This is a genomic window from Oscillibacter acetigenes (assembly GCF_025567605.1).
Taxonomy (GTDB): Bacteria; Bacillota; Clostridia; order Oscillospirales; family Oscillospiraceae; genus Oscillibacter; species Oscillibacter welbionis.
Map to the genome: position 1 here is coordinate 157,656 of NZ_JAOQKG010000005.1, position 26,496 is coordinate 184,151.

Annotated in this window: 25 protein-coding genes and 3 pseudogenes; 1 reads left to right on the top strand and 27 read right to left on the bottom strand. The window is 48.7% G+C overall.

The window, feature by feature from the left end:
• Window positions 1–11: 11 nt before the first annotated feature.
• The 26 genes and pseudogenes from OCV80_RS11630 to OCV80_RS11755 all read right to left on the bottom strand — a co-directional run bounded on the left by OCV80_RS11630 (window position 12) and on the right by OCV80_RS11755 (window position 23,073).
• The gene (locus OCV80_RS11630) at window positions 12–866 is read right to left on the bottom strand and encodes a VirB6/TrbL-like conjugal transfer protein, CD1112 family (RefSeq protein WP_136891797.1); all 855 of its coding nucleotides are present in this window, start codon (window positions 864–866) and stop codon (window positions 12–14) included.
• Window positions 867–945: 79 nt separating this feature from the next.
• Window positions 946–1,047, bottom strand: a pseudogene (locus OCV80_RS16450) (Maff2 family mobile element protein); the annotation flags it as partial.
• 87 nt (window positions 1,048–1,134) lie between these two features.
• Complete coding sequence (locus OCV80_RS11640; protein WP_005933734.1) at window positions 1,135–2,742, bottom strand: recombinase family protein; 1,608 nt, start codon at window positions 2,740–2,742, stop codon at window positions 1,135–1,137.
• Window positions 2,743–2,878: 136 nt separating this feature from the next.
• Window positions 2,879–3,070 carry a transposon-encoded TnpW family protein gene (locus OCV80_RS11645; RefSeq protein ID WP_005932101.1) on the bottom strand — a complete coding sequence of 64 codons (192 nt, stop codon included), beginning with the start codon at window positions 3,068–3,070 and terminating at the stop codon, window positions 2,879–2,881.
• Window positions 3,071–3,082: 12 nt separating this feature from the next.
• Window positions 3,083–3,922, bottom strand: a complete 840-nt coding sequence (locus OCV80_RS11650; RefSeq protein WP_267288413.1) for an ATP-binding protein — start codon at window positions 3,920–3,922, stop codon at window positions 3,083–3,085.
• Complete coding sequence (locus OCV80_RS11655; protein WP_005933730.1) at window positions 3,919–4,659, bottom strand: phage replisome organizer N-terminal domain-containing protein; 741 nt, start codon at window positions 4,657–4,659, stop codon at window positions 3,919–3,921. The genes OCV80_RS11650 and OCV80_RS11655 overlap by 4 nt, the downstream gene beginning before the upstream one ends.
• Window positions 4,649–4,843 carry a hypothetical protein gene (locus OCV80_RS11660; RefSeq protein WP_006573562.1) on the bottom strand — a complete coding sequence of 65 codons (195 nt, stop codon included), beginning with the start codon at window positions 4,841–4,843 and terminating at the stop codon, window positions 4,649–4,651. The genes OCV80_RS11655 and OCV80_RS11660 overlap by 11 nt, the downstream gene beginning before the upstream one ends.
• A 174-nt stretch (window positions 4,844–5,017) precedes the next feature.
• Window positions 5,018–6,637 carry a relaxase/mobilization nuclease domain-containing protein gene (locus OCV80_RS11665; protein ID WP_055155943.1) on the bottom strand — a complete coding sequence of 540 codons (1,620 nt, stop codon included), beginning with the start codon at window positions 6,635–6,637 and terminating at the stop codon, window positions 5,018–5,020.
• Complete coding sequence (locus tag OCV80_RS11670; RefSeq protein WP_008818019.1) at window positions 6,609–7,007, bottom strand: plasmid mobilization protein; 399 nt, start codon at window positions 7,005–7,007, stop codon at window positions 6,609–6,611. The genes OCV80_RS11665 and OCV80_RS11670 overlap by 29 nt, the downstream gene beginning before the upstream one ends.
• A 440-nt stretch (window positions 7,008–7,447) precedes the next feature.
• The gene (locus OCV80_RS11675) at window positions 7,448–7,873 is read right to left on the bottom strand and encodes a hypothetical protein (protein ID WP_055155944.1); all 426 of its coding nucleotides are present in this window, start codon (window positions 7,871–7,873) and stop codon (window positions 7,448–7,450) included.
• A gap of 42 nt (window positions 7,874–7,915) precedes the next feature.
• Window positions 7,916–8,113 (bottom strand): helix-turn-helix domain-containing protein, encoded by a 198-nt coding sequence (locus tag OCV80_RS11680; protein ID WP_005946132.1) that lies wholly within the window; start codon window positions 8,111–8,113, stop codon window positions 7,916–7,918.
• The gene (locus tag OCV80_RS11685) at window positions 8,091–8,549 is read right to left on the bottom strand and encodes an RNA polymerase sigma factor (protein ID WP_023921375.1); all 459 of its coding nucleotides are present in this window, start codon (window positions 8,547–8,549) and stop codon (window positions 8,091–8,093) included. Before OCV80_RS11685 ends, OCV80_RS11680 begins: the two co-directional genes overlap by 23 nt.
• A gap of 158 nt (window positions 8,550–8,707) precedes the next feature.
• Window positions 8,708–9,412 carry a zf-HC2 domain-containing protein gene (locus OCV80_RS11690; RefSeq protein WP_054324686.1) on the bottom strand — a complete coding sequence of 235 codons (705 nt, stop codon included), beginning with the start codon at window positions 9,410–9,412 and terminating at the stop codon, window positions 8,708–8,710.
• Window positions 9,405–9,917 (bottom strand): RNA polymerase sigma factor, encoded by a 513-nt coding sequence (locus OCV80_RS11695; RefSeq protein WP_003533443.1) that lies wholly within the window; start codon window positions 9,915–9,917, stop codon window positions 9,405–9,407. Before OCV80_RS11695 ends, OCV80_RS11690 begins: the two co-directional genes overlap by 8 nt.
• A 257-nt stretch (window positions 9,918–10,174) precedes the next feature.
• A pseudogene (locus OCV80_RS11700) lies at window positions 10,175–10,303 on the bottom strand (Maff2 family mobile element protein); the annotation flags it as partial.
• A gap of 2 nt (window positions 10,304–10,305) precedes the next feature.
• Window positions 10,306–11,157: pseudogene (locus OCV80_RS11705) on the bottom strand (VirD4-like conjugal transfer protein, CD1115 family); the annotation flags it as partial.
• Between the two features lie 41 nt (window positions 11,158–11,198).
• Window positions 11,199–11,357 carry a transposon-encoded TnpW family protein gene (locus OCV80_RS11710; protein ID WP_002593332.1) on the bottom strand — a complete coding sequence of 53 codons (159 nt, stop codon included), beginning with the start codon at window positions 11,355–11,357 and terminating at the stop codon, window positions 11,199–11,201.
• Between the two features lie 142 nt (window positions 11,358–11,499).
• Window positions 11,500–13,371, bottom strand: a complete 1,872-nt coding sequence (locus tag OCV80_RS11715; protein WP_267288414.1) for an AAA family ATPase — start codon at window positions 13,369–13,371, stop codon at window positions 11,500–11,502.
• Complete coding sequence (mobQ, locus tag OCV80_RS11720; RefSeq protein ID WP_267288415.1) at window positions 13,368–14,864, bottom strand: MobQ family relaxase; 1,497 nt, start codon at window positions 14,862–14,864, stop codon at window positions 13,368–13,370. Before mobQ ends, OCV80_RS11715 begins: the two co-directional genes overlap by 4 nt.
• Window positions 14,830–15,189 (bottom strand): DUF3847 domain-containing protein, encoded by a 360-nt coding sequence (locus tag OCV80_RS11725; RefSeq protein WP_002593329.1) that lies wholly within the window; start codon window positions 15,187–15,189, stop codon window positions 14,830–14,832. Before OCV80_RS11725 ends, mobQ begins: the two co-directional genes overlap by 35 nt.
• A gap of 382 nt (window positions 15,190–15,571) precedes the next feature.
• Window positions 15,572–16,180, bottom strand: coding sequence for an ATP-binding cassette domain-containing protein (locus tag OCV80_RS11730; protein WP_002593328.1), 609 nt, complete (start codon window positions 16,178–16,180; stop codon window positions 15,572–15,574).
• Window positions 16,177–18,141, bottom strand: a complete 1,965-nt coding sequence (locus OCV80_RS11735) for a DUF1430 domain-containing protein (RefSeq protein ID WP_002593327.1) — start codon at window positions 18,139–18,141, stop codon at window positions 16,177–16,179. Before OCV80_RS11735 ends, OCV80_RS11730 begins: the two co-directional genes overlap by 4 nt.
• Before the next feature lie 215 nt (window positions 18,142–18,356).
• On the bottom strand, window positions 18,357–18,701 hold the full coding sequence (locus tag OCV80_RS11740) for a TnpV protein (RefSeq protein WP_267288416.1): 345 nt from the start codon (window positions 18,699–18,701) through the stop codon (window positions 18,357–18,359).
• Window positions 18,698–21,688 (bottom strand): DUF4368 domain-containing protein, encoded by a 2,991-nt coding sequence (locus tag OCV80_RS16690; RefSeq protein ID WP_267288417.1) that lies wholly within the window; start codon window positions 21,686–21,688, stop codon window positions 18,698–18,700. Before OCV80_RS16690 ends, OCV80_RS11740 begins: the two co-directional genes overlap by 4 nt.
• Window positions 21,685–22,173: a PcfB family protein gene (locus tag OCV80_RS11750; protein ID WP_080906131.1), complete on the bottom strand. Its 489-nt coding sequence runs from the start codon at window positions 22,171–22,173 to the stop codon at window positions 21,685–21,687. The genes OCV80_RS16690 and OCV80_RS11750 overlap by 4 nt, the downstream gene beginning before the upstream one ends.
• Before the next feature lie 6 nt (window positions 22,174–22,179).
• On the bottom strand, window positions 22,180–23,073 hold the full coding sequence (locus tag OCV80_RS11755; protein ID WP_136891396.1) for a DUF6017 domain-containing protein: 894 nt from the start codon (window positions 23,071–23,073) through the stop codon (window positions 22,180–22,182).
• A 698-nt stretch (window positions 23,074–23,771) separates the two neighbouring features.
• Between OCV80_RS11755 and OCV80_RS11760 the strand changes: the two genes are divergently transcribed.
• Complete coding sequence (locus tag OCV80_RS11760; protein ID WP_136891395.1) at window positions 23,772–25,655, top strand: coiled-coil domain-containing protein; 1,884 nt, start codon at window positions 23,772–23,774, stop codon at window positions 25,653–25,655.
• A gap of 72 nt (window positions 25,656–25,727) precedes the next feature.
• Here OCV80_RS11760 and OCV80_RS11765 read toward each other — a convergent pair whose 3' ends face one another.
• Window positions 25,728–25,937 carry a helix-turn-helix domain-containing protein gene (locus OCV80_RS11765; RefSeq protein WP_136891394.1) on the bottom strand — a complete coding sequence of 70 codons (210 nt, stop codon included), beginning with the start codon at window positions 25,935–25,937 and terminating at the stop codon, window positions 25,728–25,730.
• Between the last annotated feature and the right edge of the window lie 559 nt (window positions 25,938–26,496).

Sequence of the window (26,496 nt, forward strand, 5' to 3'; positions counted from 1 at the left end):
TTACACCTCCTTTAGTGGGCGCCGAACAGGGATTTTGCAAGGCTGCCGGTCTTGAACAGGGTGTAGCACAGTAGAACCGTATAGCCCATGCAGCCCCAGATGGCCGCGGATATGTTGTCGCCGGATGTGGAGATGCCCTCCACCAGCACTGCGTAGATGCCCACGCAAATCATAATGAGGAAGGCCTGGAAGCCCAGGGCCAGCAGGGAGCGAAGGTAGTTCTGCCCCGTGGAGCCCCATTCCCGGTTGACCATCGTGGCAAAGGGGATGGGGCCTATGGAGGTCACCAAATACACCTCAATCATTCTGCCGTAGATCACCAGGAAGATGCAGATGGAAAGTATCTGCGTACACAGCCCCACAAACACGCTCTGGAACCACAGCCCCAGCAGGGCGCCCACGCTCCAGTCGGCAAGCTGGGTTTCCAGATCGCCCACCACGCCAGAGATGTCGATGCCCGCATCCGAGATGATGACCCCCGCCGACTGACTGACCACATTCTGCGCCACATCGAACACCGCCATGACGATGTTCCAGATGTTGGTGACGATCAACACCGCGCAGAAGGTCTTGAAAATCCACTTGAAGAAAATCCAGGTGTCGAAGTCGTGGAGGTTGTTCTTCTCGATGATGAGCTGGATCAGCTCGTAGCACATGACGAAGGTGAGGATGATGCCCGCGATGGGGACGATCACCGTCTCCGAGAGGTTGCGGATCATGTTGAAGATGCTGCTGTTCCAGGCGGCGGGTGTCATGCCGACCTCCCCGGCGATCTCGCCCACCTTTGTGTTCAGGGTATCAAACATCCCGGTCAGGTTTGAAATGATACCGTCAATGAGCAGTTCCTTGAACCACTCCTGGATCATATCCAATATCAAGGGAGATCACCTCCTTTGCGGGGGCTCCCGCTATCAAGCGAAAGCCCCCACCGGTTTTAGAGAAACATCAGGTGGTGGACAGCAGACCGGAGAGCAGGGGAATCAGGGTGATGCCGATGAGGGCAACGCCGCCGCCCGCCATGAGCTGCTTGATGCCCTGGCTCTTTGCTTATGTGTGATAAAGAAGTAATAGAAGTGTAAAAAATTTTGCCTTTCCTATCCGATACTTGTCTTTGGTATCGGATAGGGCGGGCGGTCATTCGGGCAAGTCCACCTTGCCGACGAAAGAATAGTAAATCTCAATATCCTGTCTGCGTGTGCCGTTTTCATCGTAGCTGCACTCATGCACAACGATTTTCTCTACAAACTCACGCAAGAGGGTGTGGGTCAGTTCTTCAAAGTTCATGTGCTTGCGGACAATGTTCATAAACTTTTCTGCGTTTACGGTAGCTTCCTGTGCTTTGGAAAGCTCCGCCTGTATTCTGGCAACACGCTCTTTCAATTCCTGCTGTTCGGCTTCATAGTCTGCCGAAAGCTCCGTGAAACGCTCGTCAGAAATGCGACCGCTTACGCTGTCCTCATACAGCCGCTTGAAAATAGCGGAAAGTTCACCGATACGCTTTTCGGCAGCTTCCAGTTCCTTTTTCTTGGCGGCGTTCCGGCGTTTGCCGCCGTCCTCGTTCTGCTCGATCAGCAGCTTCATAAACCGGGCTTCATGCTTTGCCGCATAGCTCGTCACTTTCCGTAGATTGGAGAGAACGCCCGCAGTCAAAAGGTCGGTGCGGATAAAATGTGCGGTGCAGTCATGGGTGCGCTTCTTGTAGTTCCCGCAGATATAGCAGTCCTGTTTCCGCTTATCGGTCTGGTAACGCTGCTGATACATGACGCTGCCGCAGTCCGCGCAAAAGAGCATACCAGAGAACAAGCCCACTTCATCATAGCGGTTCGGACGCTTGCGCTGTTTGCGTAATTCCTGCACACGCTCCCATGTCTGGGTGTCGATGATAGGCTCATGGTGGTTCTCGAAAATTGCCTGTTTCTCAATGGGATTTTCTATGCTGTGCTTGGTCTTGTAGGACGGTTTCTCCGTCTTGAAGTTCACCAAACAGCCCATGTACTCCCGGTTTTCAAGGATATGCACCACGGTATTTGTCGCCCATTTGCACTCATAGCCGGGGTGATAGCGGCGTGTGCTGCCCGTCCTGCGGTATTCCAGCGTTCCCGGCGTTGGGATTTCCTGCTCGGTCAGCATACGGGCTATCTTGGTCGGACCGTTCCCGGCAAGGCACAGACGGTATATCTGCTTGACTACGGGTGCGGCTTCCTCGTCAATGATGAAATTTTCGTCCTCGTCCATGAGGTAGCCGTACACGGGTTTGCTCGTAACAGGCTTGCCGCTCATGCCTTTTGACCGTTTTACGGCTTTGATTTTCTTGCTCGTATCTCTCACCAGCCATTCGTTGAAAATGTTCCGCAAAGGGGCAAAATCATTGTCGCCCTGTGCGCTGTCCACTCCATCGTTTATGGCGATAAAGCGGACGCCTTTTTGTGGGAAAATCATCTCGGTATACATTCCCACCTGCAGGTAGTTTCGCCCTAACCGTGACATATCCTTTACGATAACAGTAGCCACTTTCCCGGCTTCAATATCCGCAAGCATGGATTGAAAGCCCGGTCTTTGGAAGTTCGCACCAGAATAACCATCGTCCGTGTACCAGCGCAGATTGGAAAAACCGTTCTGCTTTGCGTAGGTTTCAAGAATACGCTTCTGGTTGGAAATGGAATTGCTTTCGCCTTGCAGCTCGTCCTCATGGGATAGTCTTGGATAAAGGGCAGTGATTTTCTGGGTGGTCTGTCTTAACATAAAATCCTCCGTTTCCGACAGCCAGCCCCACTATTCCGTATTTCGATTATACCACATGGGGCGGCTGTCTGTATAGCGGCTTCTGCTTCTTTACCGCCTGTCAAAATGACGATTTTTTACTGTGCGGCTTGTAGCGTTAGGGCGAAAGCTGGGCTTTGTGTCCTGCGGCGGCTTCCGCCTCCAGCACTTTCATCATCTTATCGGCTGCGGTGTCGGTGGTATCTTTTTTGAAAAAGCCGGAAACGATAAGGACGGTGTTGCCCATGCGGATCTCTGTCACGCAGTCCGGGCGGCGTTCCGGGGTGGTGTTCTGCTTGTTCTCTGCCATAGGCAACTCCTTTCATTTCATCAATTCTTTTAGTCTGTTCAGCTTGGCTTGCGCCGTTTCACGGCGGAAGTTCTCTCCCGTAAAGAGGATAGGGGCGCACATTTCCAAAAGGCGGTCATAAATCCGGGCATGGGCGGTGTCCAGCGGATTTTGCAGGCTGTCCAATGTCAGATTGGTGGTAACGATTAAGGGCTTGCGGCTGCGGTAGCGGCTGTCAATCACATTGTAGACCTGTTCTAAACCGTACTCTGTGCCGCGCTCCATTCCAAAATCATCAATGATAAGCAGAGGAAAACGGCAAAGACGCTCGATATACTCGTTGCGCCCCTCAAAGCTGGCGGTCAGGTCATTCAAAATCGCAGAGAAGTTCGTCATGCGGACAGTGACTTCCTGCTCCATGAGGGCATTAGCGATACAACCGGCAAAATAGCTTTTTCCTGTGCCGACCTTGCCCCATAGCAGATAGCCGATATTTTCCTCGCGCATGATTTCCCAATGCTCCACATAGAAGTGTGCAATCTCCATTTGCGGGCATTTCCCGTTGTCGTTGGCGAAAGTCCATTCCTGCATGGTAGGATTGGTAAATCCCCGGCGTTTCAAGTCCTCCACGGTGTCAAGGTGCTTTCTGCGCTGTTCGGCGGCTTCACGCTCCAAACGCTGGGCTTTCTGGCAGTCACATTCTGCCGGGTGGCGGTCACGCCCAAACAAGGCGGCTTGCTTTTCCGGGAAGTAGGCTTCTTTCGGAGTGTGACACTTGCCGCAGTAAAGCAGTCCGTCCTCGCCCATGTAGTCCTCCGGCTGTGGGGTAACAGCCGTCATATTCAAAACTCGTTCTGTAAACAGATTACTCATAAGCTCTCGCCCTCCTTGCAGGTGTATTCGGGTATGCCCTGTTTCGGGGCAGCCTTTGCGGTATCGTCTGCCGCCCATCTGCGAATAGTGGCGGCGTGGTTTTTATATTTCTTGCCCGTGGACGCGATATAGCCGGAAAGCCGCTCAATATAGTACGCCCATTTTTCGGGCAGCTCCGCTTGCAGTTCGGAAAGCTCCGTATCAGTCAGAAATACATTCTCATATCTGCCATAGCTGCGGGCGAGGGCTTGTCCCTTTAACTCTTCCTCTTTTTCTAACTCTATATCTATCTCTTTCTTTATCTCTATCTCTGGTGGACGAATGTCGGACAAATGTCCGCCATTTGTCCGCGGCGGCAAAAGTGCCTTATTTTCAAGCCTTGCGGCGCGTTTCCGTTCCGCTTCGGTAGAGGATTGACCGATCATCAGCTCGATGTCGGTCATATAAAGCAGCCCGCAGTCAAGCTGCTCCACAAGCCCTAACTGCTGGAAGATGGCTAATGCCCGTTCCACCGTCCCGATTTGGTGACGGGTCAGCGTGGCTATCATCTGGGCGGTATAGGGGATATGCTCGTCAAGCTGCAATCTGCCGCCATTTTTCAGCGATTTTAAGTACAGCTTCAAGAGGATATTGGAATACAAAATCCCGTCTTTCATGTCCTCCAACAGCACAATGGAATCGCTGTCGAAGAAGTTTTCTTTCAGTTTGAGGTAGTAATATTTGCGGTTATCTGCCATTGGCGGTGTCCTCCCTGTGTTTCCATCTCTTAGAGAAATACCGGGGGCAGAGGACGATAATCGCCCGGAAGCTCTGCTTGCAGCCGTGTGTGCAGCCCCGGCAAAGGTCATTGTAGGTAATACGGTTTCGGTGGTTGAGGAAAAAGCTCCATTCCAACCGCCGCTTTTTGCTCATACGTGGCATTTCTCGCTCCTTTCTGCCGTTTCCGCTGGTATAAGCGGATAGGTCGGTAAAAATGTAGTTTCTCGGTGTCATTTTCGGGGATTTCCTGCGCTGTGCGCCCCGTTTCAAAGGTGGGCAGTATTGCGGATAGGGTGCAGGGCATATCCCTGTTTTGGTATCGTTTCGGGGCGGTTTTTAACGCTCATGTTCGTGCTTTTTCTCTCTGTCTTTCTCGCCTTGCAGGATTTGAGAAAGATTGCTTTTCACGGTATGCAGCTCCTTGACACGGGCTTTTTTCTCCCGGTATTCGTTGTAATGGGCGTTCTTTTCGGCGGTAAGCTGCTCGATTTCCGCTTGCAGGGCTTTATGGCTTGGCAGCTTGGAAACGCCATGCGCCCGGAAATAACGGGTGGCTGCGTCCGCTATGATAAAATCGCTTTCGTGCCGTTCCCGATAGGTGCTGCGGGCTTTCTCCGTTTTCTGTGCTTTCAGACCGTCACGGGCAGGCTTGGTCTTGGCATAGGCAAGCACCTGTGTCTGAAGCTCCTTTTTCTCCCGGATAGCAGCGTCCAGGGCTTTCAGCTTGGCGGTGCTGTCCTGTAAATCCGCATTGGCAGATACCAGGGCTGCGTCCAGCTCCTCCGGCGAATAGCCGTACTGCCCGTAGGCGGCAACGGTAGCCGCCATTTGTTTCAGATTGTGGACTGCCGCCCAGCGGTCATAGCCCGCGCCCTTTCCCTCCGCTCGCTTCGCTGCCCGGTCAACCATGCGCTGAATACCGTCCTTTTCCGGGGTGGTTTGGACAGCTTTTTTGCCCTGCAAACGCTCCCTTATGTTGCGGGGGTATTCGGGTACGGTTGCGGTCTGCTCGGCGGCTCTGTGGGCGTTCTGTTCCAAAAGGGCAAGAACGGCAGCGCGGTCAAAATCATCTCCCAGCTTGCGGGCGGTAATGGGCTTTGTCCTGTCCGGCGTGAGGTAGGATAGCCGCCCTCGGCTCTCCTTGACAGTCACGCCCTGTTGCAAGAGAACGGCGGCGAACTCGCCATAGCTTGTGGCAGAGGACAGCGCGGTGCGTATGGCCTGCCGCAATTTTTCCTTGTCTGTTTCAAACTTCGTGGGCTTGGCTGGCTGCTCCTCGGCTGGCAAGGCGGCAACTTCCTTGTCCAGCTTTGCCTGCCCTTTCCGCTGCGCCCAATACTCACGCTCGGTAATGCGGTTTTTGCTGCCATGCAAAAGGTCGATTTGATAGAGATTTTCCCGGTGGCACAGCTCCATGACTTCGGCTTTGAAGTATTCCATCGCCGCGTCTGTGCAGCGGTGTTTGCACCCGGCGCGGGTGTCTGCCGGTCTGTCCATGTAAGGCAGGAACGGAACTTCCTCTATCCGCAGAGAATTGATAACGATATGCACATGGATATTGCCGCTGTGGTTGTGTCCGTCCGGGTGGGTGCAGACAATGGCTTGGTGTCCGGGAAACTGCTTCCGGCAAAATTCCTCGCCCAACGCCTGCGCCCGGTCTACGGTCAAACCGTTGTCCACCGCGTCCCGTGGGTCAAAGCTGATAATGTAGTGGTGGCTTTTTACATCTTCCCGCTTCTGGTTCTTCCCATAGCGGAGATTGGAGCGCATACAGGCAACGGCAAAATCCTCGTCGCCGCAGTTCAGCGTGGCTATTCGATAGTCCTCTCTGAGCATGAGCCGCCCGTTTTCATCAAGGGTGGGCTTCATGGTAAACTCGTCATGTTCAAAGGTGAGGTACTGCTCGGCTGCGCCATAATCCGCATTTTTAGAGCTGATATGTTTGAATGTTGCCAACAGCGTCACCTACCTTTCGCAGGACTTCAAACTTCAAGGCAGCAAGGTCAGAAATGGCGGCGCGGACTTCAACGGACAGGGCGTTGTATGGTGTGCCGTACTCGTTGAGGGCGCGGGCAATCTGATTGAGGTTGCCACCGATTTTTCCGTATTCGGCGGTCAGCCTGCCAACGGCGGACAACAGTTCATCATTGACCGGGGAAACGGTAACGATGGGACGAATGGTCGCCCGTGTAATGGCTTGCCGGATAAATTCGGATTGGCTCATGTCATAGTGTTTCAGCCGCTCGGTAAAGTCGGCGTATTCTTCCTCGGTCATGCGGGTTTTGACCACATGGCAGCGGTGGGGTGTGTTATATTTTTTCTTCAAGCGTTGACCTCCTTTCTCGCCCGACAGGGCGCATGAGCAGGGTTTGGGGAAGGCACTCCCCAACAAGATTTACCAAAGGGGGCAAAACCGCAGATATGCGGATTTTGGCACCGTGGTAGAATCTTGCTCTAAAAAACTACCGCTTTCCTCGGCGGCTCTGGTTTGCGGATATACTGGCTTGCTCCACCAATATAGCGATTGCGGTGGCGTGTTCTGCCCGCTGTTCACCACTACAACGGTGAAAAGGGGGCGTTTTGGCAAACGCAGCGGAAATTTTTTTGTTTTCCCTGTCTGCTCCCTACAACAATCCGGCGGTGTGGTTTGCCAAAGATTTTTGAAAATGGGCGCAAAAAAAGCAGTAAACCTTTTCAAGATTTACTGCTTATCTGCCGCTGTGATGGGTGGCGGTATTAAATTGTCAGCCGTTTTTCAAATGGAATTTATCTGCAATCGCTTTCTTTCTGCTTTCCAATTCCTTTTCTGTAATCTTCCATAATCCTAACGCAATGATCTGCTATCTTTTGCATTCCGAGTTCTTCAAAAAAGGCAATTTGTATTTTCATCAGTTCTTCACAAACAGTCAACTTCTGCTCATCCATATTGCTAATAGCAAGCCATGGGAACGCTTTATATTTCTTAGTGTCCCCAATGAGAAAATTGTACCCTATCAACTCATTTTCACGGAAAACGAAATAGAATTGTGGGCCTGAACCTGGAACTGACTTTTCCATAATTTGCTGCATTGTTCTCACGCCGCCGTATGCCGGAAAAAAACCTATTCGCTCAAGAGCATTTAATATGTCAATCCTTTTATCTGTGGGTATGTCTCTATAATTGATAATCTGTTCCATTTGCTCTACCCTCATTGAAGTTTAATTTGTCAGGCTCTAATTATACAACTTTTCTGTTTAGCGGTCAAAGCGGAACTTCAACAGGCTTTCTATCAGTTGCCTGACGATATGCTCCTGCATATCCGTGTTAATCTGTCCGTCCATTTTCGCACAAGAGCGGATATATCCCGCATAATGGGATAGGACGGCGGCAACAGCTTCCGGGTCGCCCTCGCTTGCCTTAACGATTGTCTCATAGGGAAGTAGCTGGCTCATAGGACAAACCCTCCAACTCTGCCCGTAGCCGCCGTAAAATCATCTGAATACGCCGCCCGGTTGTGTTGCCAGCCCGTCCATATCTCCGTCCAATCTCCCTATGCGTCAATCGTTGGAAGTAGTACAAGAAAATGATTTCCTGTTCCATCTGTGATAGTGCGGACAGGGCTGCGGCAAGCTCTGGACTTTCCAAAAGCACCATCTGACCACAGACGAAAAGCGGATAGCTGGTCATGCCGGATTGCTCCGCAAAGTATTTATCTGTGGTACTGAATGGATAGTGTTTTTCTTCTATCAGATATTCAAGCGAGATTTCCCGCTTGCGGCGGCTCCGTATGCTCCGGGCTGCGTCTATGGCAGCGTGGCGAATAACAGTCTTGCAAAAGGCATCGTGTGTATGCCGGATATGTTCTTGATACTTTTCGTGTTCGGTCATGGAAAATCCCCCTTTCTGAATAATGGCAGAGGGCGGCAGCATCTTGTGCTGTCGCCCTCTTGATTACCGAACAGCAAAGACGGGCGGGGCTGTCAACGGCGGCGCATTTGCGCCGTTCATCTTGACCGTTGACAGGCTCGGCTGGGTTTGCTATCTGCTCACGGCAATTCACTCTCATTGATAGGAATTGCCTCAAGTTCCGTATTCAAATTGTTCCAATAAGAGCCGATATCCGCACTTGTGAAATACTTAAAACCGCCTGCTGCTGACTTCAATTCGCCGTTTTTAACCCCATAGCAGGCGTAAATCAAATCGTAGCTTGTTCCATCTGAGAGGTTAAATCTAAAGCTGGTCACATCTGCTCCGGCAGTTTCCTCAGTCGTTTTGTCTTTTAGGGATAAGCCCTTGAACTTATCATACAGGGTCTTTATATCATTTTCAGCAACAACTACTTTCTTTTCTGCTGATGCAGGCACTCCGTCATAGTGGTACATTTCAACGTTTTCGACATCTTCAACCTCAAATGGGAAGTTGATTTTGACAGGCTCATAAGCAATGTTTATAGGTAACAGAAAGAGAGCTGTAAAAATTGCAATGATACAAAGAGCGATGGAAACGAGAACAGCAATCGTTATCTTTTTTCTGCCTCTCTGCTTTTCTTTTGCCTCATGGCGCATAATAACGCTTTCGCTTTCTTCGTGAAGAACATCTTCGCTCGTGTGAGAAAGCAATTTCTGATAAATTGCGTTACAGTCAGCACAGGCGTTCAAATGCTCTTTTACCATCTCTGCGCTTGCTTCGCTGCAAGCACCGTCAACATACAGCGGAAGAATATCTCGAACAATATCGCATTGTTTACTCATGCTTTTCATCCATCCTTTCTTGAATTTTTAGCTTTGCACGATGATAAGTAACTCTCGCCCATGATTCTGTTTTTCCAAAAATTGCAGCGATTTGTGAAAAAGATAGTTCCCCGAATACGCGAAGCTGAAAGACTTCTTTGTATGGTTCTTCCAAACGGTGAAGAACGAGGTGTATGCGGAACGCCATGTCAGAATCTGCAACTGAGTTCTCAACATTTTCATTTGATGGCAAGTCATTGATTTCACTCACATCAGCTACTCGCTGACGGCTTCGCATTTCATCATGGTAAAGGTTTTTTGCTATGGAGCAGAGCCATGTCAATTCATCTGACTTACCTTTGAATTGTGATGTTGTAGAAACAGCCTTATAGAATGTGTTCTGCGTGATTTCCTCTGCTATCTCACGATTTTTGGCAAGAGAAATAGTATACGAGTATACCTGTAAATAGTAGGCTTTATAGAGCTTTTCATAGTCCATACTTGTCATCACCTCCTTCAGCTTCATAGGTTAGACGGAGAAATCGGAATTTCGTTACAAAGAAGTTTGAAATTTTTATACCTTTACGCTACTCTTGCTTTGTGCGGACTATTGGTAGACGCGCATTAACGGCAAGTAAAGAGATTGCTGTGTCAGCTTGATATGTTCAAATGCTAATTAAGTATAGCATACAGCTATGAATTTTTCTATTGCGTTCCCCTGACTTCGGAATAGTGGCAGGGCTGGCTATCCTTGTTTTGCTTTGTGCTTCTCTACCGTACATGAGCATTGGAGGCAGGGTTGTCCTGGCCGTAACCTTCCAGAAGGTTGATGCCGCCCCACACGCACAGACCGCCGCCCAGGGCGATGACCAGAGTCTGCAAAACGTCGATAGCGTTAGTAAAAAAGCTCATATTCACATTTCCTTTCGTTCAGTTGAATTGTTGGGTTGAAGGTCGGTCGCTTTCAATTCGTACAGATCGAAAGGCTCGTCCGGCTTCACGATGGCCGGTCTGCGTTTCATGTACCGTTCAATGTCAAAGGTGTTTTTCTTGTCGGCGTCGGCAAGGTACTTGTAGCGGGGATGCTTCGTTATATCAAACTTGTCGCTGAAAAATGGCCGCACCCCTCGAAGCTGCAAGATGCACTTGCCTCCGTCCATCACCGCAATTTCGTCCTGAGTCATCAGCTCCTTTCCTAATTTCTGATAATTGAGGCCGTGGGAAACCTGGCTGCCCCGGTTCTCGGATTGATTGAAGCTGTCGATGGTCTCCTTGCCCAGCAGCTCCGAGATTTCTTTCAGGGTGGATTTCTCCTTGCCTCCCAAAAACAAGGTGGTGTCGCAGTTGCCCACAATGGTATCTGCGGCGTCCTTGTAGATGGTCTTTAACTGGCTTTGGGACTGCAAAATAATAGAAGCCGAGATTTCCCGGCTCCGGATGGTGGCGATCAGTTTGTCGAAGTTGGGTATCTGCCCGATGTTGGCAAACTCGTCCAGGAGGCACCGCACATGGACGGGCAGCCTGCCGCCGTACACATCGTCCGCCTTGTCGCAAAGGAGATTGAATAGCTGGCTTTGCAGCATGGCGATGACGAAGTTGAAGGTGGTATCCGTGTCGCTCATAATGAGGAACAGCGCCGTTTTCCGGTCGCCCAGGGTATCCAGCTCCAGTTCGTCGTCGGACATGATCTCCCGCAGCTCCGCAATATCGAAGGGAGCAAGGCGGGCGCCGCAGCTAATGAGGATGGATTTCAGGGTCTTGCCAGAGACGAAAAGTCAAGGACTTTTTCATCAAATTCAAAAAGAAGTCACATTTTGCGGACTTCCTCACGGAGCAGACGCTTGATTTTGTCCTCCATTGTCTCCTTGGCGGTCTCGCTGAAATGCACACGGACGATATAGGTTGTCTTGCCGATCTGCTTTCTCACAGTCGGGCAAGGGGTACTGTTGGTTGCGGTATTGTTCATTCAAAATCCTCCTGTAAATGAAAAATGCCCGGTGACTGTTCATCATCGGGCGGTGTCAGTATGAGGGAACAAGGCAAGGCGGCAACATTAAGGTATCTATAAAACCCTTGCCGTCTTTGCCACGCTTGCCGTGTTCCTGTTGTCAGTTTCGGAGATAGCAGACCCATGCGGTGCCGTCTTTCTCGGTCACAAGTCTGTCCCCGATACGGCTCTTTGCCGTTCTCATGGTGCGTGAGGAAATCCCACGCTCATTGACTGCCTTTTCCAGCTCTGCGCTCGGCATACGCTTTCCATCTGCAAGCAGTTCCAGAATGAGCATTTGCGCCTGTGCGGTCTTGCTTTCGGTCTTGGCGGTGTCCGTCCCGGCAAGAAGCTCGTCAGCGGTAATGTCATAAGCTCCTATCCATTCAAAGCCTTTCTCGTCTCCCAGAGAAAAGGCAAGGGACTGTCCGGGCGGCGCAAGGGAGCTTTTCTCATGGATAAGCACCCTTGTTGTGGGGCTGTCCTTCAGCTTACCGATAAAGAGCAGACTGCGGACTGCCGCCGTAATGTCGATAGACCCCAATCCCCGGTAGGTGCTTTGCGTTCCTGCGGCTTTGTTCAGGTGTCCAATCAGCACGATAGCGCACCCGGTAGCCTGTGCAATGTCTCCCAGACTGCGGAATATCGGGCGCACCTCGTTTGCCCTGTTCATGTCCACATCTGTGCCCAGAAACGCCTGTACCGGGTCAATGATAACCAGCCTTGCGTTGTTTTCCCGGATTGCCCTTGCTATGCGCTCATCGGCAAGGGTCAGCGGTGTGTCCCTATCGTCAATGACAAGCACTCTTTCAAGGTCTGCTTCCGCTTCCATCAGTCGGGGCTTGACGGTATCGCCCAGACCGTCCTCTGCGGTCTGGTAGATGATGTTGAAAGGCTCAAGGGTCTCCATACCGGGTAAAGGCTTTCGGTTGGTACAAGCCGCCGCAAGACGCATGGCAAAGTAGGTCTTGCCCTCGCCGGGGTTGCCCTGTATAATCGTCAGCTTTCCAAAGGGGATATAGGGAAACCATAGCCATTCCACGCTCGTCAGCTCCACATCTGCCATACGGAGCATTGGGACAGGCTGGGCGGTGGGCAGCTCTCGCAGCGTGATTGTTTCGGCTATGAATTTGCGGCTGGGAATGTCCCCTTGCTGACGGAGAACATCGTTCCAGTCTTTCCTTGCCGGGACAAGGCGAATGACGGCGATCTCGCCGGGAATGGACTGTGCCAGTCGGGTACAGGCTTCGCTTCCTGCGGTGTCGCTGTCAAGGCAGAGGAACACTTTTCGGGTGTCCTTGCGTTCAGAAAGAAAACGGTCAAGGGCTTTGCCCGAAACGCCGCCCAGGGCAAGATAGCTCCTTGTCTGCCAGTCCTGCGGATAAAGGCAGATAAAGGACAAAAGGTCTATCGGCGCTTCAAAGACAAAGAGCTGGTTGCCGTTTCCCTCATAGCGGAACGGATAGGACTTGTCAGACCCGGTAATATCCTGTCTGAATGTGTCTGCCGTTCCTCGCACATGGGCGTATCTCGGTGTGCCGTTTCGGTCTCTGCCGACAAAGACAACATTGTGCCGTTTGCTGTCCTCATAAATATCCCCGGAAAGAAGAAAAGTCTCAACCAGTTTCGGGTTGAGACCTCGGCTTTCGCAAAGATATTGAATTGCTCTGTCGGCTGTTCGGTTGTGCAAGGGCAAGTGGAACGCTGTGGGCGGTGCTGTGGTGGCTTCGGTCTGTCCATCGCCGTTTTCGCCTGTCAACATCTGGACGGCTTCGGGAAAGGACTTGCCGTAAAACTCTATGACAAAATCAATGGGATAGCCGCCCTTGCTCTGGCTGTGGCGAAACCACTTGTTTCCCCGAACGGTCAGGCTGTCATGTTCTTTCCAGCGGTATTCCCGTCCGCTTTTGATAAGCGTCTCTCCCTGTGTACGGAGAAAATCTTCCAGACTGACGGCGTTTGCCCGGTCAATCTGTGCTTGGGTGTAATTCATCGGGATAGTTCCTCCTTTTTCTGTCGTGTTTGGGGTCGATTTTGGAGCTTTTGTTCCTCTGTGCGTTCGTTAAATCGGGCGGCAGTATCTACGCATGACTTGACCTTCCAAAGGCGGTGTAAATCGTCTCTGACGGTCTTAAACTCGCCATAGGTGGTGTTGTGCGCCTGTTCCAGCTCGTCATACTCGTCGGACAGCTTTTTCATATCCACCTTGCCGTCTGGGAACTCCCCGGTCAGCTTTCGTCTGGCGGCGTAGAACTGTTTCAGTTCCGCTTCATGCTCTGCCTTGTACTTGGCTCTGGGCTTCTCAAACTTGATTTTCTGCAAGCCGTCGTAGACAGGCTTCAAGCTCTGGAAAGCAGCGGAGCTGTCATAGAGCTGCTTAATTGCTTTCATTCGGGCGGTCTGTTCGTCCAGCGTTTTCTTCAAGCTCTCTGTGGCAGCACTGTGTTCGCTGACACGGTGTTCCAAATCTTCAAGGGAGTAAATGCCGTTTGCCCGGAGATAATTGAAAGTCTCGTTCATCTCCTTTAGATTGCTTACCTTGCCTTTCTGCGAATACGCCCCGGCTCTGCGCTGGGTGTAATAGGCGTTCAGCAGAGAAACAAGGTCGGGTGCCTGTGGCTTGGCAAGCTCGGCTTTCATATCCGCTATCCATCCCATAAGCGAAGTGATTTTCTTCTTGATGTCTCGAATAACGGCATTGGTGGCTTTGATCCAGCGGTTGAACTCGCCCTTTTCGGTGCGTATGCCTTTCTTCTCCATCGCCCGGACGGTTGCGCCCTCATGGACGGTGGGAAGAAGCTCCACGCCCTGACGCTCATAGCTTCGGTGGTCGATACGAACGTCAAGCCCCTTTTCCGCAAACTTGGCGTTGCATAACTCTGCCCATGTCTGCCGCCAGTATTCCAGCGTTTCGGGACTGCCCCAGTCGGTAGTGGGAACGGCGTTGAAAACAAACTCGCCGTTCTGGTCCCGGATACGGTTGCCGTCCTCGTCCAGCTCATACACCCGGCGTTGCTTTAGCCCCCATTTGCCGTTCTGCTCGATGGGGCGGATAGGGCAAAGCACATGAAAATGTGGATTGGGTATGCCGCCGTCCTCCCGGTCTGGCTGGTGTACGGCGAAGTCAACCACCATGCCCCGGCTCACAAAGTTCTCCAATAAAAATTGCCTTGCAAGAGCGATGTTTTCCTCAAGGGAAAATTCATTCTGCAAGGCAATGTCAAAGCTGTATGCAAGCTGGGCGTTCTTTCCACGCTCGGCTTTTTCCACGGCGTTCCATAGGGTCTGGCGGTCTGCGTATTCGGGCGGTGCATGGGACGGCAGGAGAATGTCAGAGCAGATCACGCCGCCCTTGCGGGTGTAGTCGCTGTATTCGCCGTAATACTCGCTATACAATCGCTCCCCGGCACGGTAGGCGGCAGAAGCAATAGCGGACTGTCCTGCGCTTCGCTTAGTCTGCGTGACGCTCAGATGAAATAGTGCCATCGGCTTTCAGCTCCTTTTCTCTGTTCGCTTGGTTGGTGTGAGTAATCGCCATGTGCCGGACGGCTCGCTGGACTTCGGACAGAGAAAAGATGTGTTCCATCAGCTCTGTCATTTCGGTGCGTGTGAGATCTTTGACCTCCGGGGCAAGGCTCTCAATCGTGCCGCCCAGATTGCAAAGGCGGTGGGTGCGCTTGGTGCGTTCGCCTTTCTCCAGATACTTCTTTCTGTTCTCCAGACGCTCCAGCTTGTGCTTCTCCTGTGCAAGCTGCGTCTCAGCTCGTTCCTTTTCGGCTCGAAGCTGATCGAGGGTTTTCGGTTTTGTCATTGTGATTGACCTCCTTTTTTGATTTTTGGGATAAAAAAAGACCGTCAACTTTTCGCACATTGCGACCAGTCAACGGTCTGATTTTCGGTATTTATTTTTCCAAACTTGCTGGCGGCGAACAGCATTTCATGCTGTTTGCGGACGGCAAGTCCACAAGGGATAGACGCACAAGCGTCGCAAGGGAGTGTAGCTCCCTTGACGGAACGAAGTGACGAAACATTTTCGGTCAAGCAGTTTTTCTCTGCTGACCGGGAATGAAGCTCCGCAGGACGCACATACTCCCGATAGGAGAGTATAGAAGTGCGCCCTTTAGTTCCTAAAGGGATTTTCTTCTGACCCAAATTACATAAAATGTAGATCAAGACATTTCTAAGAGGTACTCTCAGATTTTCACAACATAAGGTTCATCTTCAATAATACCCTGATCGTGGGTAACAATGATAACCGTTTTACCTTCTTCATTGAGTTCGTGCAATAACCTCATAACAATATCTCTATTTTTCTTGTCAAGTGAGCCAGTAGGTTCATCTGCCAAAACAACAGAACATTTTTTCATCATAAGACGAGCTAAAGCAACTCTCTGTTGTTCACCACCGGAAAGCTGATAAACTTTTTTGTTAACTTCCTTTGATAACCCCACACGATTAAGAGCTTCTTTAAGTGATACTTTAGTTCGGCTTGATTTTTTAATCAAACTTAAATTTTCTTTAACTGTCTTATTTTCAAGCAGTGCAAAATTCTGAAAAAGAAACCCCACTGTATCCGCAAAAAAACTGTTTTTATTTTTAAGCCGGGTAATATTCAGCCCTTCGATTATGATACTGCCGCTATCCGGCTTTTCGATACCACCAATCATATTGAGCAAAGTGCTTTTTCCACTGCCGCTATCCCCGCTGATTACTACAAAACTTCCATCCGGAATTTCCAAATTAAAGTTGGAGAAAATTATTTTCTCTCCAAATGCTTTATTTAAGCCACGAATTATAATCATAAACATCCACCTTTCAAGGACTTTGAGATATTTGTTTTTTCAACCCACATAACATTTGTGAAAATGATTGCCATTTCAATAATGGTGAGCAATGCTCCAACCAGTAAAGCAATCCCGACACTTGCGTTAGATATAAAAAGCGAAACAATGCAAATCAATATCACAACGGCTATATTTTCTAAGAGATTAACGGAAATAAATCTTTTGTGCCTTTCATAAAAGCGATAGCCCAAAACCTTTTTGAGGGAGATTTCCATCGCATTAAGTCTAAATTCCATTTTCACTTCAGATATGATGATAGCGATATCTAACAGCAATACTAATACGCAAAGAGAGCTTATAAAGCCAATCAGTTTCACGAGGAAACTATGACTATAAGTATAATCCTCCCCGACATTCGTCAGCATAAAATAGTGTGGACCAAGCTGTTCTGCATATTTTTTCGCAGCATTACGAATTGTGCTTTCATCGCATCCGTAGATCACCTCACCATTATATGTTCCTGTTTCGATATAACTTCCATTCAAAGCAACAGCCTCATTTGCCTGATAAATAACAATCGGATTTGTTGCTCTTGACAATCCGTCAATAGCCTCTTCTCTGTTCGAATTGAGATAATAAAATTGCTCTCTGCCAGAATATTCTTTATAAACAACACGCAGTTCTTCTGCATTTTGGGTAAGAGAGTCAATTTCCTCTTTTGCGATATCTTTGTATGATTCCGCATTTTTTCCCTTTGGCACGAAGACCACGATATCCTCTTTTTCATCATCTTCAGTAAGCATATCAGAAAACCCTTGCAGCATATCTCTGGCATTATGATTTACAAAAATATAATTATCCGTATCGCTTATCCGGCTGCCTATGCAGACCACCGGATTTATAGTGTTGTATTCATTTTCGTAAAGGTCATTCCAAAATTCGCTCTCTTTGGATTCCTCCTCATTTTCTTCAAAAGGAGGTTCAATCTGCATAACTCCAAAATAGTAATCATTATAATGATTTTCTAAAAGAGTAGTGTTTGTAAGTAAATTACCTTGAATGCTACTGAGATTTGTAGTTATTGTAAAAATCGTCATAGCAGTAGCAAATACTTTAAGACCGTTCAGAAGATAAAACATACCTTTTTTATCTGAAGCATTGGCAAAGGCTTTTTTTACATCAAAGCGGACAAAAGCAGCATAAGGAATTACGGAAAGAACTGCTCCGGCACAATACACTGCCAAAATGAGATGATCTTCATACGCTCCCGATATAAATTGAGAAACAAGCAACTTTGCTAAGACGAATAATGCAGCATATGAAATCATATCAGCCACTACAGCTTTTAGAGCAATCACAGCAGCATTTTCGCCCAGAGAAGCTCGTACAACTACTTCCTTTTGTCTGCGTATCACCTCAATCATATTAAGTACAATCATCAATATGGCAACCAGGCCCCAAACAATGAACATCATATCAGTTTCGGTTGATTGCCAAAACTCTGGCTGCGATATAGAATATTCTTTTGCCAAATCTTGATATGTGGCAATAATGTCATCATCGTCACCGATATAGCTGACCATTATTTCCTGTCCATTGCCTGTGTTTTTTGCTTCTCTAAAATCTTCAAATTCTATTACGGTGATTCCGCCTATCAAAGCCGTATATGTTTTTTCCTCAATATCCATTGTGCTTTTAAGACTATCCCGAACAACGGTATCATCACCATAAATATAAAGTCTTGTCTGATAATTAGAAACTCTCTGATTAAAAGTCGAAAAAATATGAACACCATGCTTCTCAGCTGTATCTTCTGCATTGGCTAAAAATGAATCCATATCGTCATTAGTAGTTGTGTATCTGGACGATAAATAATAAGCACCATTAAAGTTCCAGAGCATATTTTGATATACTTCAGCTTGCATAACAAAAGCAAAAATAATCGTAATCAACAGCAATATATTTCTTATATGTTTCATTTAAAATTCTTAAACCTCCTTTGAATAGGTAACAGACACACGATTGCCCAAAATACTAATATGGATTTTTTCATACAACCACATTCTCTTGTTAGATTCTAATTTTCCGTTTTCTTTATTCGCATAAATTGTACCATAAAACTCGTGAACAATTCTACCGCAACTTTGGACTACATGAGAAAAGTCCGAACAGTTTTCTGCCCGGACTTCCTCGCTCAATCATAAATCAATTCCGCTTTCACAACTTCCTCTGCCTGTACCTTGCAAGCGTTCATCTGCCGCACCCATTCCATTTGGTTTTCGGCTTTCAGTTGCTCGGTCACGCCGTTTTGCTCTGCCAGTGACCGCACGATCAGCTCCATGCGATTTTGTGCCGCTTCGTCAATCTCGGCGCAATGCTCAAAGAGCTTGTCGGATAGCACCAGCTCATTGAACAGTATCGGGCGGTGCATTTCCAGATACGCTTTGCGGAGTCTGCCGTAGTGCCCGAGGGGCTTGGTCTTGCGGATAATGATGTTCGGGATAAGATAATCGCCGTTCTGTGTGTAAGTGATATTCATGCTGTTTGTACTCCTTTCATCGGCTCTCTCTGCGGTAAACTGCTGACCGGGACGAACACGCCCTTTGCAATATCCTCCGCACGAATGGCGGCTTTCTTGGCTTCGATTTCTGCCTTTTTTCTCCCCTTGATTTTGTCCTCGTATCGCTTCTGCGCTCCGCTGGCTTTCCGCTTCAAGTAGTTCTGATGAAGCCTGTCCTTGCGTTCCTCACGCTTGCGGATTTCCTCTAATTCCTCCGGGGTAAGCTCCACTTCGCCAAACGCCGGTGGAACGAATCGCCCAACAAAATTGAAGTAAATCTCGACCTCCTGTGTGGTCTGTATACTGCCTTTACGGTCACGCTCATGCACAAGGATTTTCTCGATAAACTCGTTGAGCATGGCAATGGTCAGCTTGTCGAAGTTCTCATACTTATCAATCAGAGCGATAAAACGGTCAGCGTCCTTTTCGTGCTTCTCATAGCTCTTGACAGCCTTTTCCAGAACAGAGATTTCGGCGGTAAGCTCGGTCTGCTCCTTTTCATATTGAGCGTCCAGAGTGGCATATCTGCTGTCAGACAGCTTGCCTAAAATGTTGTCCTCATAGATTTTGCAGAGCAGGACTTCCAGCTCGGAAACTCTCTGCTTTGCTGTGGCAAGGCGTGTTCGCTGTTTTCTGACCTCTGCTGTCTGCTGGCTGGACTGCGCTTCCTGCACCACACGGACAAACTCGGCTCGGTCATGCTTGGCATACTCGGCAATAGCTTTCAGCATTTCAGAGACAAGGGACAGTACCACATCTTCATTGATACGGTGCTGTGTCGTGCAGAGCTTTCCAACTGGGACTTTGCTGTATTGGGAACAGGTATATTGAGAAATACGCTTGCCGTTGTTGGTACGGTGGACATACATCTTGCCGCCGCAATCGGCACAATAAAGCAAGCCTGTGAGGGGAGCCGCTTCGCCCCAGCCGTCCGGGTAGCGTCTGACATTCCCACGGATTTTCTGCACAAGGTCAAAGGTCTGCTGGTCAATGATAGGCTCATGGGTATTCTCGAAAATTGTCCATTCGTCCTCCGGGACATAATGGCTTTTCTTGTCCTTGAAGTGCTTTCGGGTCTTGAAATTGATGGTGTGTCCCAGATACTCACGCTTTTCAAGAATGTTGCAGATGGTGGAAGAACCCCAGCCGTACACATCTTTGAAAGTCTTGTTTTTGTTCACGCCCTCGCCGTGTTGGGCAAGGTAAGCGGACGGAATGAGGATTTTTTCTTCTTTCAGCTTGCTGGCGATCTGATACGGACCGTAGCCCTCAATCGTCATGGCAAAGATGCGCTTGACCACATCAGCGGCTTCGGGGTCAACCAACCATTGGTCTCTGGCTTCGTTCCAGAGATAGCCGTAAATGACCGTGCCTGTAAGGTGCTTGCCGGACTTGCCTTTTGACTGGAAAGTGGAACGGATTTTACGGCTGGTGTCTCTGGCGTAATACTCGTTCATAATGTTGCGGAAAGGGGTAAAATCATCGTCCCCTCTGGCACTGTCCACGCCGTCATTGATGGCGATAAGGCGAACGCCACGCTGACGCAGGATTTCCATAATCTGACCGACTTTCAGATAGTCACGACCCATGCGGCTCATGTCCTTGATACACAGGTACTCCACATTCCCGGCTTCAACCTCTTTCATCATTGCCAAAAATCCGGGGCGATCAAAGCAGGTGCCGCTAATGCCATCGTCTGTGAAATGGACAATGTTTGTAAAGCCCTGCCGTGCGGCGAACTCCTCCAACATAGCTTTTTGATTGGAAATGGAATTGCTCTCACGCTGTTGGTCATCATCTTTGCCAAAGTCATCACGGCTCAGTCGTTCGTACAGAGCAGTGATTTTCTCGTTTTTTCTCATAACTTGCGCTCCTTTCTTCGGTTTTAGGTTGTGTGTTCTAAGAGACTTCCCAACCGCTTGATTAAGAAGTCTTTTAGAGCATACAACACCGGCGGCCAATTTGAATTTGCGGTACTGCTTCACGGCGAAGTGGTCCGGGTGCTCTTTCTCCAACTTGGCAAAGAGCAGGTCAACCGGGCTCTGAAATTCCTCGTCATCCTCTCTGGCCTCGGATGCGTTGATGAGCTCCAGCAGCGTGAGGAAGTTCTTTTCCTCCGGCTCCGCCTCGTACCAGATGTACCCAATCAGGGCACAGTACAAAAGGCGCTCGGCCTTCACCCAAAAATCTTCGGAGGATTTTTCCCCGTCGCCTTTGGTGTTGGCGATGATGACATTGACCAATTTGAGGACGTCTTTCTCTGACCGAATGTAGGCGAAGGGGTTGTATTTCATGCTCTTTTTGAAGTTGATGGTGTTGAGGACCTTGATGTGGTACGGCTCATAGATGACCTTCCCGCGGGCGTCCCGCATGGGCTTTCCGTTCTCGTCCAGCTTGGGGGCGCCCCGGCGCAGCATGGTTCCCACCTCGGACAAAAGCTGTCCTTTGGGATCGGTGACCACATAGCTGCTGTGCATCTGCATCAGGGAGGGCTTGACGAAGAAACGGGTCTTACCGCTGCCGCTGCCTCCGATGACCAGGATGTTTTTGTTCCGGGCGTACTTGGGATTTTTCGGGCGGCTGGACATGGTGAGCTTTTCCGTCTGGGTCAGAGGGATGTTCCAGTCGGGGACCGGATCGACATAGGGGGCAATATCCGCCGCCGTGCCCCATCGGGCGCTGCCGTACTCAATGCCCTTGCGGTATTTGCGGACGTTTTTCCCTTTGGCGTATACCGCCAGCCGAACGATGACCGCCCCGACGATACCCGCCAGCAGGTCCAGCGGATGCAGGCTGGGCAGCCCAGAAGAAAACGCCTCCGTAAAGCTCTGGCTCAAATGCAGGAACTTTTCAGAGGCGTCAAGGCCGGGTGCAAAGCGCACCGCCTGGCAGAGCTTATCAAAGAGATAGACAAACAGCAGATACGGGAGATTGAGGAAGAGAGCCTTTTTCCAGGTGTCGGTCATAATTCCACACCCCGGTCTTTGGTTTTGACTTTCTCCCGCTGGCGGTGTTGGGCTTTGGCCTGTTGCTTTGCCTGGTCCAGCTCCTTGCGGATGGAGGGCTTTTTCTCTTTCTCCAGGTTCTTTGCAGAAAACTCCCGAAAAGCCGCCGTGATAACGTCGGCATCCCGGCCCTTGAAGAACACTAGGTAGCGGGGTATCTCGCCGCTGGTGTCCTTTTTCAGCGCGAAGTCAATGCCGTACTTCTTGGCGGTGGCGGAAAAGGCCCGGATGTTCTGGTCAGTGATCTCGATGTTTGAAACGCCGGTATTGTGCTTCATCAACTGCCGGAGGGTCTGCTTGCCGTGGTGCAGCTTGGTCTTGTGGCCGGTCACTCCTTTCTGCATCTCGTCCAGCACTTTTTTCATGGCCTGTTGCAGCATCCCGGCGGAGAGCTTTGTAGCCTCCACACAGAGGGCAACGGTGCGCTGGGTGACTTCTTCCTGCATGACCTATCATCTCCTTTCTCCGCTGCCGTAGAGGTCGTGGTTCACCAGGGACGCATAGTAGCTGTCGATGGTGGCCGGAGCGTTATACAGAGCAGCCAGCAGATATTTCTTGATATTGCGGACATAGGTGGTGTTGTCCCGCATCCGGTCCAGCACATACTCGATGTGGGAACTGTTCAGCTTCAGAAATCGGGATTTGACCACCTCCGCCGGGTAGTCGTCCCCGGCAATGCGGATCGTCTCCCTGCGGGAACAGACGGTATCCACCATGAGCTCCACCAGCTCATTCAGCATATCCCGATCCAGCCGGTCATCCCGGCATAGATAGTCATACTCGATGTTCTCCAGAATCAGTTCCCGATAGCTCTCTCGCTCCCGCATCCAGTCCCGTCCGGTCCGGTTGGCCCCTGCGGGGGTTTGGGGGCTTGATTGGATTGGATTTGATCCTTCCGTACTTGATGAATCAGTATTTTGTTCTTCAGGATTTCTTTTCTCTTTATTTAATTGCGGCCGGTTTTCCAGACATGGGTTATCCATATCCGGGTTTTCCGTATTTGGACAAGCCGTATCCGGCTCATCCTCACACGGCTGGCCCGTGTCCGGGGGATGGGGTGTCTCGTAGATGACATACTCCACATCCACGATCTTGCCCTTGCTGTCCCGGAGCCGATTGCGGACTATGTACCCGGCCCGCTCCAGCTCCTTCAGGGCGGAACCGATGCTGTCCGTACCCTCCTTGCAGATTTTGGCCAAGCCTCTGGTGGTGTAGTTCCAGTCCTCTGGCAAGGACAGCATCATGGAGAGCAGCCCTTTGGATTTCAGCGACAGCCCCGCATTCCGCAGGTGGTGGTTGGACATCACCGTGTAGTCTCGGGTTTTTTCAATGCGAAATACCGCCATGTTATCACCTCCTTTCAGCGGTTTGGAAAAGTGTTCGTTTTTGGGAGAAAGGCGGTATCTATGCCGCCCGGATACCCCGGAGAGGAAAACCTATGGGCGGGGACTTCCGGCTGACTGTGGGAGAAAAAACATGGGATTTTCGACTCCTTTCGTGTCAGTTTTGACTTGGTAATCAGAATATCGTTGTGGTAATCTCAGAGCCAGAATAAATGATACAAAGATACAAATGGATATGAAAAAAGGCCATAGGACTAAACCTATGACCTTTAAACTGCTCTGTTCTTGAGATTTACAAGGAAAGTCGATTTATGTCAGAAATCAATACTCATAGAATTGAAATTTACCTGAATTGGATTTATACTTTAAAATGAAATTTACCCCAAAATAGATACAGAGAGGTAACAGCCATGAGCTCATTTTCGACAATAGCCTGCTATGCTGCTCTAAGTTCCTGTTCTAGAGAAGATATACTCCACGCTTATGCCAGAATGATTGCGGCTCTCATACAGAGAAATAGATACAAAACATGCGATATAGACACTCTATGTAAAGATTTCAAAGCCTATTATGGCTTTTCAGTTCCCTATCATCCAATGCAAACAATTCTTTCTACATGTATTAACTTTGGGTTTCTAACATATAATTCCTCTATACATCAGTTTGTCCCTGACTATGCCCATATTGATGAAGAGGACTTTATGGATATTGTTGAAAAAACAGACCAAAAATATCGAGAAATCCTTGCTCGATTCAAAGTTTTTTTGCAACAAGAGTATAACATCTATTCTTCTGATGAAGATATGGGTGACAAAATACTTGCATTTATTGAGCGATATGGCATTAAAACTAAAGTAGATAGAAGGGTGTTAAGAGAAGTCAAAGACGATTATTTGTTTGCAGCTTTTTTGGTCCATTGTGAAGAAACAGGTCAGGCCGACATTTTGGACTATTTGAACGATTATACCATTGGCCTAGCATTGTCGGAAGTCTTTGCATATTGTGAATCTCCTCAATCTTATACAGCTAAGGACGCATGTGTGTATTTGGATACTGGCTTACTGTTTAAGCTATTTGGTATTGATAGCTCTGACCGTGCTGATAGCTATGAACTATTTGTCAGAAATATCCAAAAACTAGGCATGCATGTCAAGGTATATGATCATACCGTTAGCGAAATGATCGGCATCATCGAAGGTTCAAAGTCGTGGATTAACAATCCCAATTATGATGCAACGCTTTCTTCTGAAGCAACTTATTTCTTTGTACGCAATCAGTGGAGCATAGATGAAATTGATGAGTTCTCTTGTAATGTACGAACTCGCTTAAAAGAAGATTTTAATATCGTTATAGACAATATGCCATATCCCAAAGTGGAAGATATACAGACTCCGACAGAAGCAATTATTAAAGAAATGATTGTCTCGGAATACAAAGAATCGAACCCTGATGTCCAAATTGATGATAAGGATTATAGTATTAACCAAGATGCTAAATCCATTTTCTTTACTCAACATAAAAACAATACAGTTGTTCCGTATCATCTAAATGAGGTCAAAAACATTTTTATCACCGGAAATAGATCATTGGCACGGGTTGGATATAAGATTTCTCTAGAATTTGCTGGATCAAAGGATTTCTTTATACCAACCGTTATGACCGACATTAAATGGGGAACTCTTGTCTGGTTTAATAGCCCGTCTACACTATCTTCGATTAATAGGCCCCGGCTGGTTTCTGCTGCATATGCTGCATTTCGACCTTCTAATGATGTTACAAAAAAATTAAATGATGCGCTAATAAAGTTGGAGAAAAAAGGTGATATTACTCCGGAGCAATGCTATTTCTTGAAAGTTAGCCCTGTTGCTCAAAGAATTCTCGGAAAACTAACGGCAAATGCTTCTGATAAGATTATAGACTCCACACCGCTAGAAATTCTAAAGGAAATTCGTCAGAGTGCATATACGGAAGGAAGCATATCGCGCCAAGAAGAAATTGATAATTTAACAAGGAAAAACGAAACGGCAGAGTTTGAACTTGCAAAAGCTAAACAACAAAGGATTATTTTTGAGTGCCAGCGGAATGTTGAGGTATTAGAGAAAGATAGAACGGACGTAAAGAAAGAGATAGAAGATGTTTCTGAATTTCTGAGTGAACAAGATCAGGTAAAAGATGCAATTGATAAGTCTGTCAACAAACAAATTTTAGGGTTAAAAATAATAATAACAATAGCATCGTTAATAGCAATAGGACTTGCAGTTTACATTGGCACAAATTATTCTGAAGTATTAGGCATTATTACGGCTGTAATTTCAATATTCATAATAATTTTGACGATTTGGAATAAAGACGAAATCAAAATTCTTTCTCTAATATCAAAAGCGAGAAAAGCACTGTTTAACCGCCAAGCGAATTTGCGGCGCTATTCAGCGGAAAAGGTGGAATATGCTGTGCGCCAAAAAGAGAGTGCCGAAGAAAAACTTGCACTCATAGAAGAAAAATTAAGAGCGGCTCGCAGAGAGTTACATCAAGAAAGCGCAAAACTTGATAGATTTTCTGCAGATATTTCAATACTGCAAAGCTAAAAAACCAGGTCCTTTTAAATTGTCTACTATATTAAATTGCCGCAGACTAACAGCCTGCGGCAGTTTAAGCACTTATTCCGTTTCGTCGTCCAGCCCCTCTGCCTTTAGCCAATCCTCAAAGGACTTTCTGGAGATGCGAATCATGTTGCCGATGCGGATTGTCTTGAACGCTCCGGAGTTGGCTAGTTTATAGGCCGAGGCGCGGCCGATACCGAGAATGGCTGCGATGTCATTCACGGTGTATGTTCTGCTTTGGGGCATCCCTTTTTCGTTGGTGCTCATAAAATGATCCTCCCTTGCTAATAGCATTTTCAAACGGCCCCTGGAAGCCCTCTGTCACAAGGGGTTCCTGCTAATACCTTGCTAATACGACATTTGAAAAGCCGTTGTAAGGCAGCATATTTCAGGGGAATTTGTGCAAATTGACCTGCCTCCAGGCAGCACAATTTGCGAAGAAACAACACGGGAAGATATGATATGAACAATTTACGAAATGGTACGCCGTACTCCTAAGCGGTAGGCCACCAGTTAGAGTCTGGTCAGGGGTGCCAAGTCAGCCGCTGTAAGCCAGTTTTCGGCTTACAGCGGCCTTCTTATCCGTTCCACCGCATTCCAGCGGCTGCCAGGTGCCTTTCATAGCGCGGTCCCTGCAAAAACTCCGGCTGATGTGCGATCCGCAAACTGCTGGGGCATCCTCTCAGGCCGCCTCCAGGCGCTTTTATACCCTCGTCCTCCTGCCGTTCTGCTGGATGGCGGCCCTGCGGCACGCCGCTTCCCGGCACAAAAAAAGAGGCGCCCCCGGCTAATGGCCGGGGACGCCTTTTCACATCCAGCGGAGACG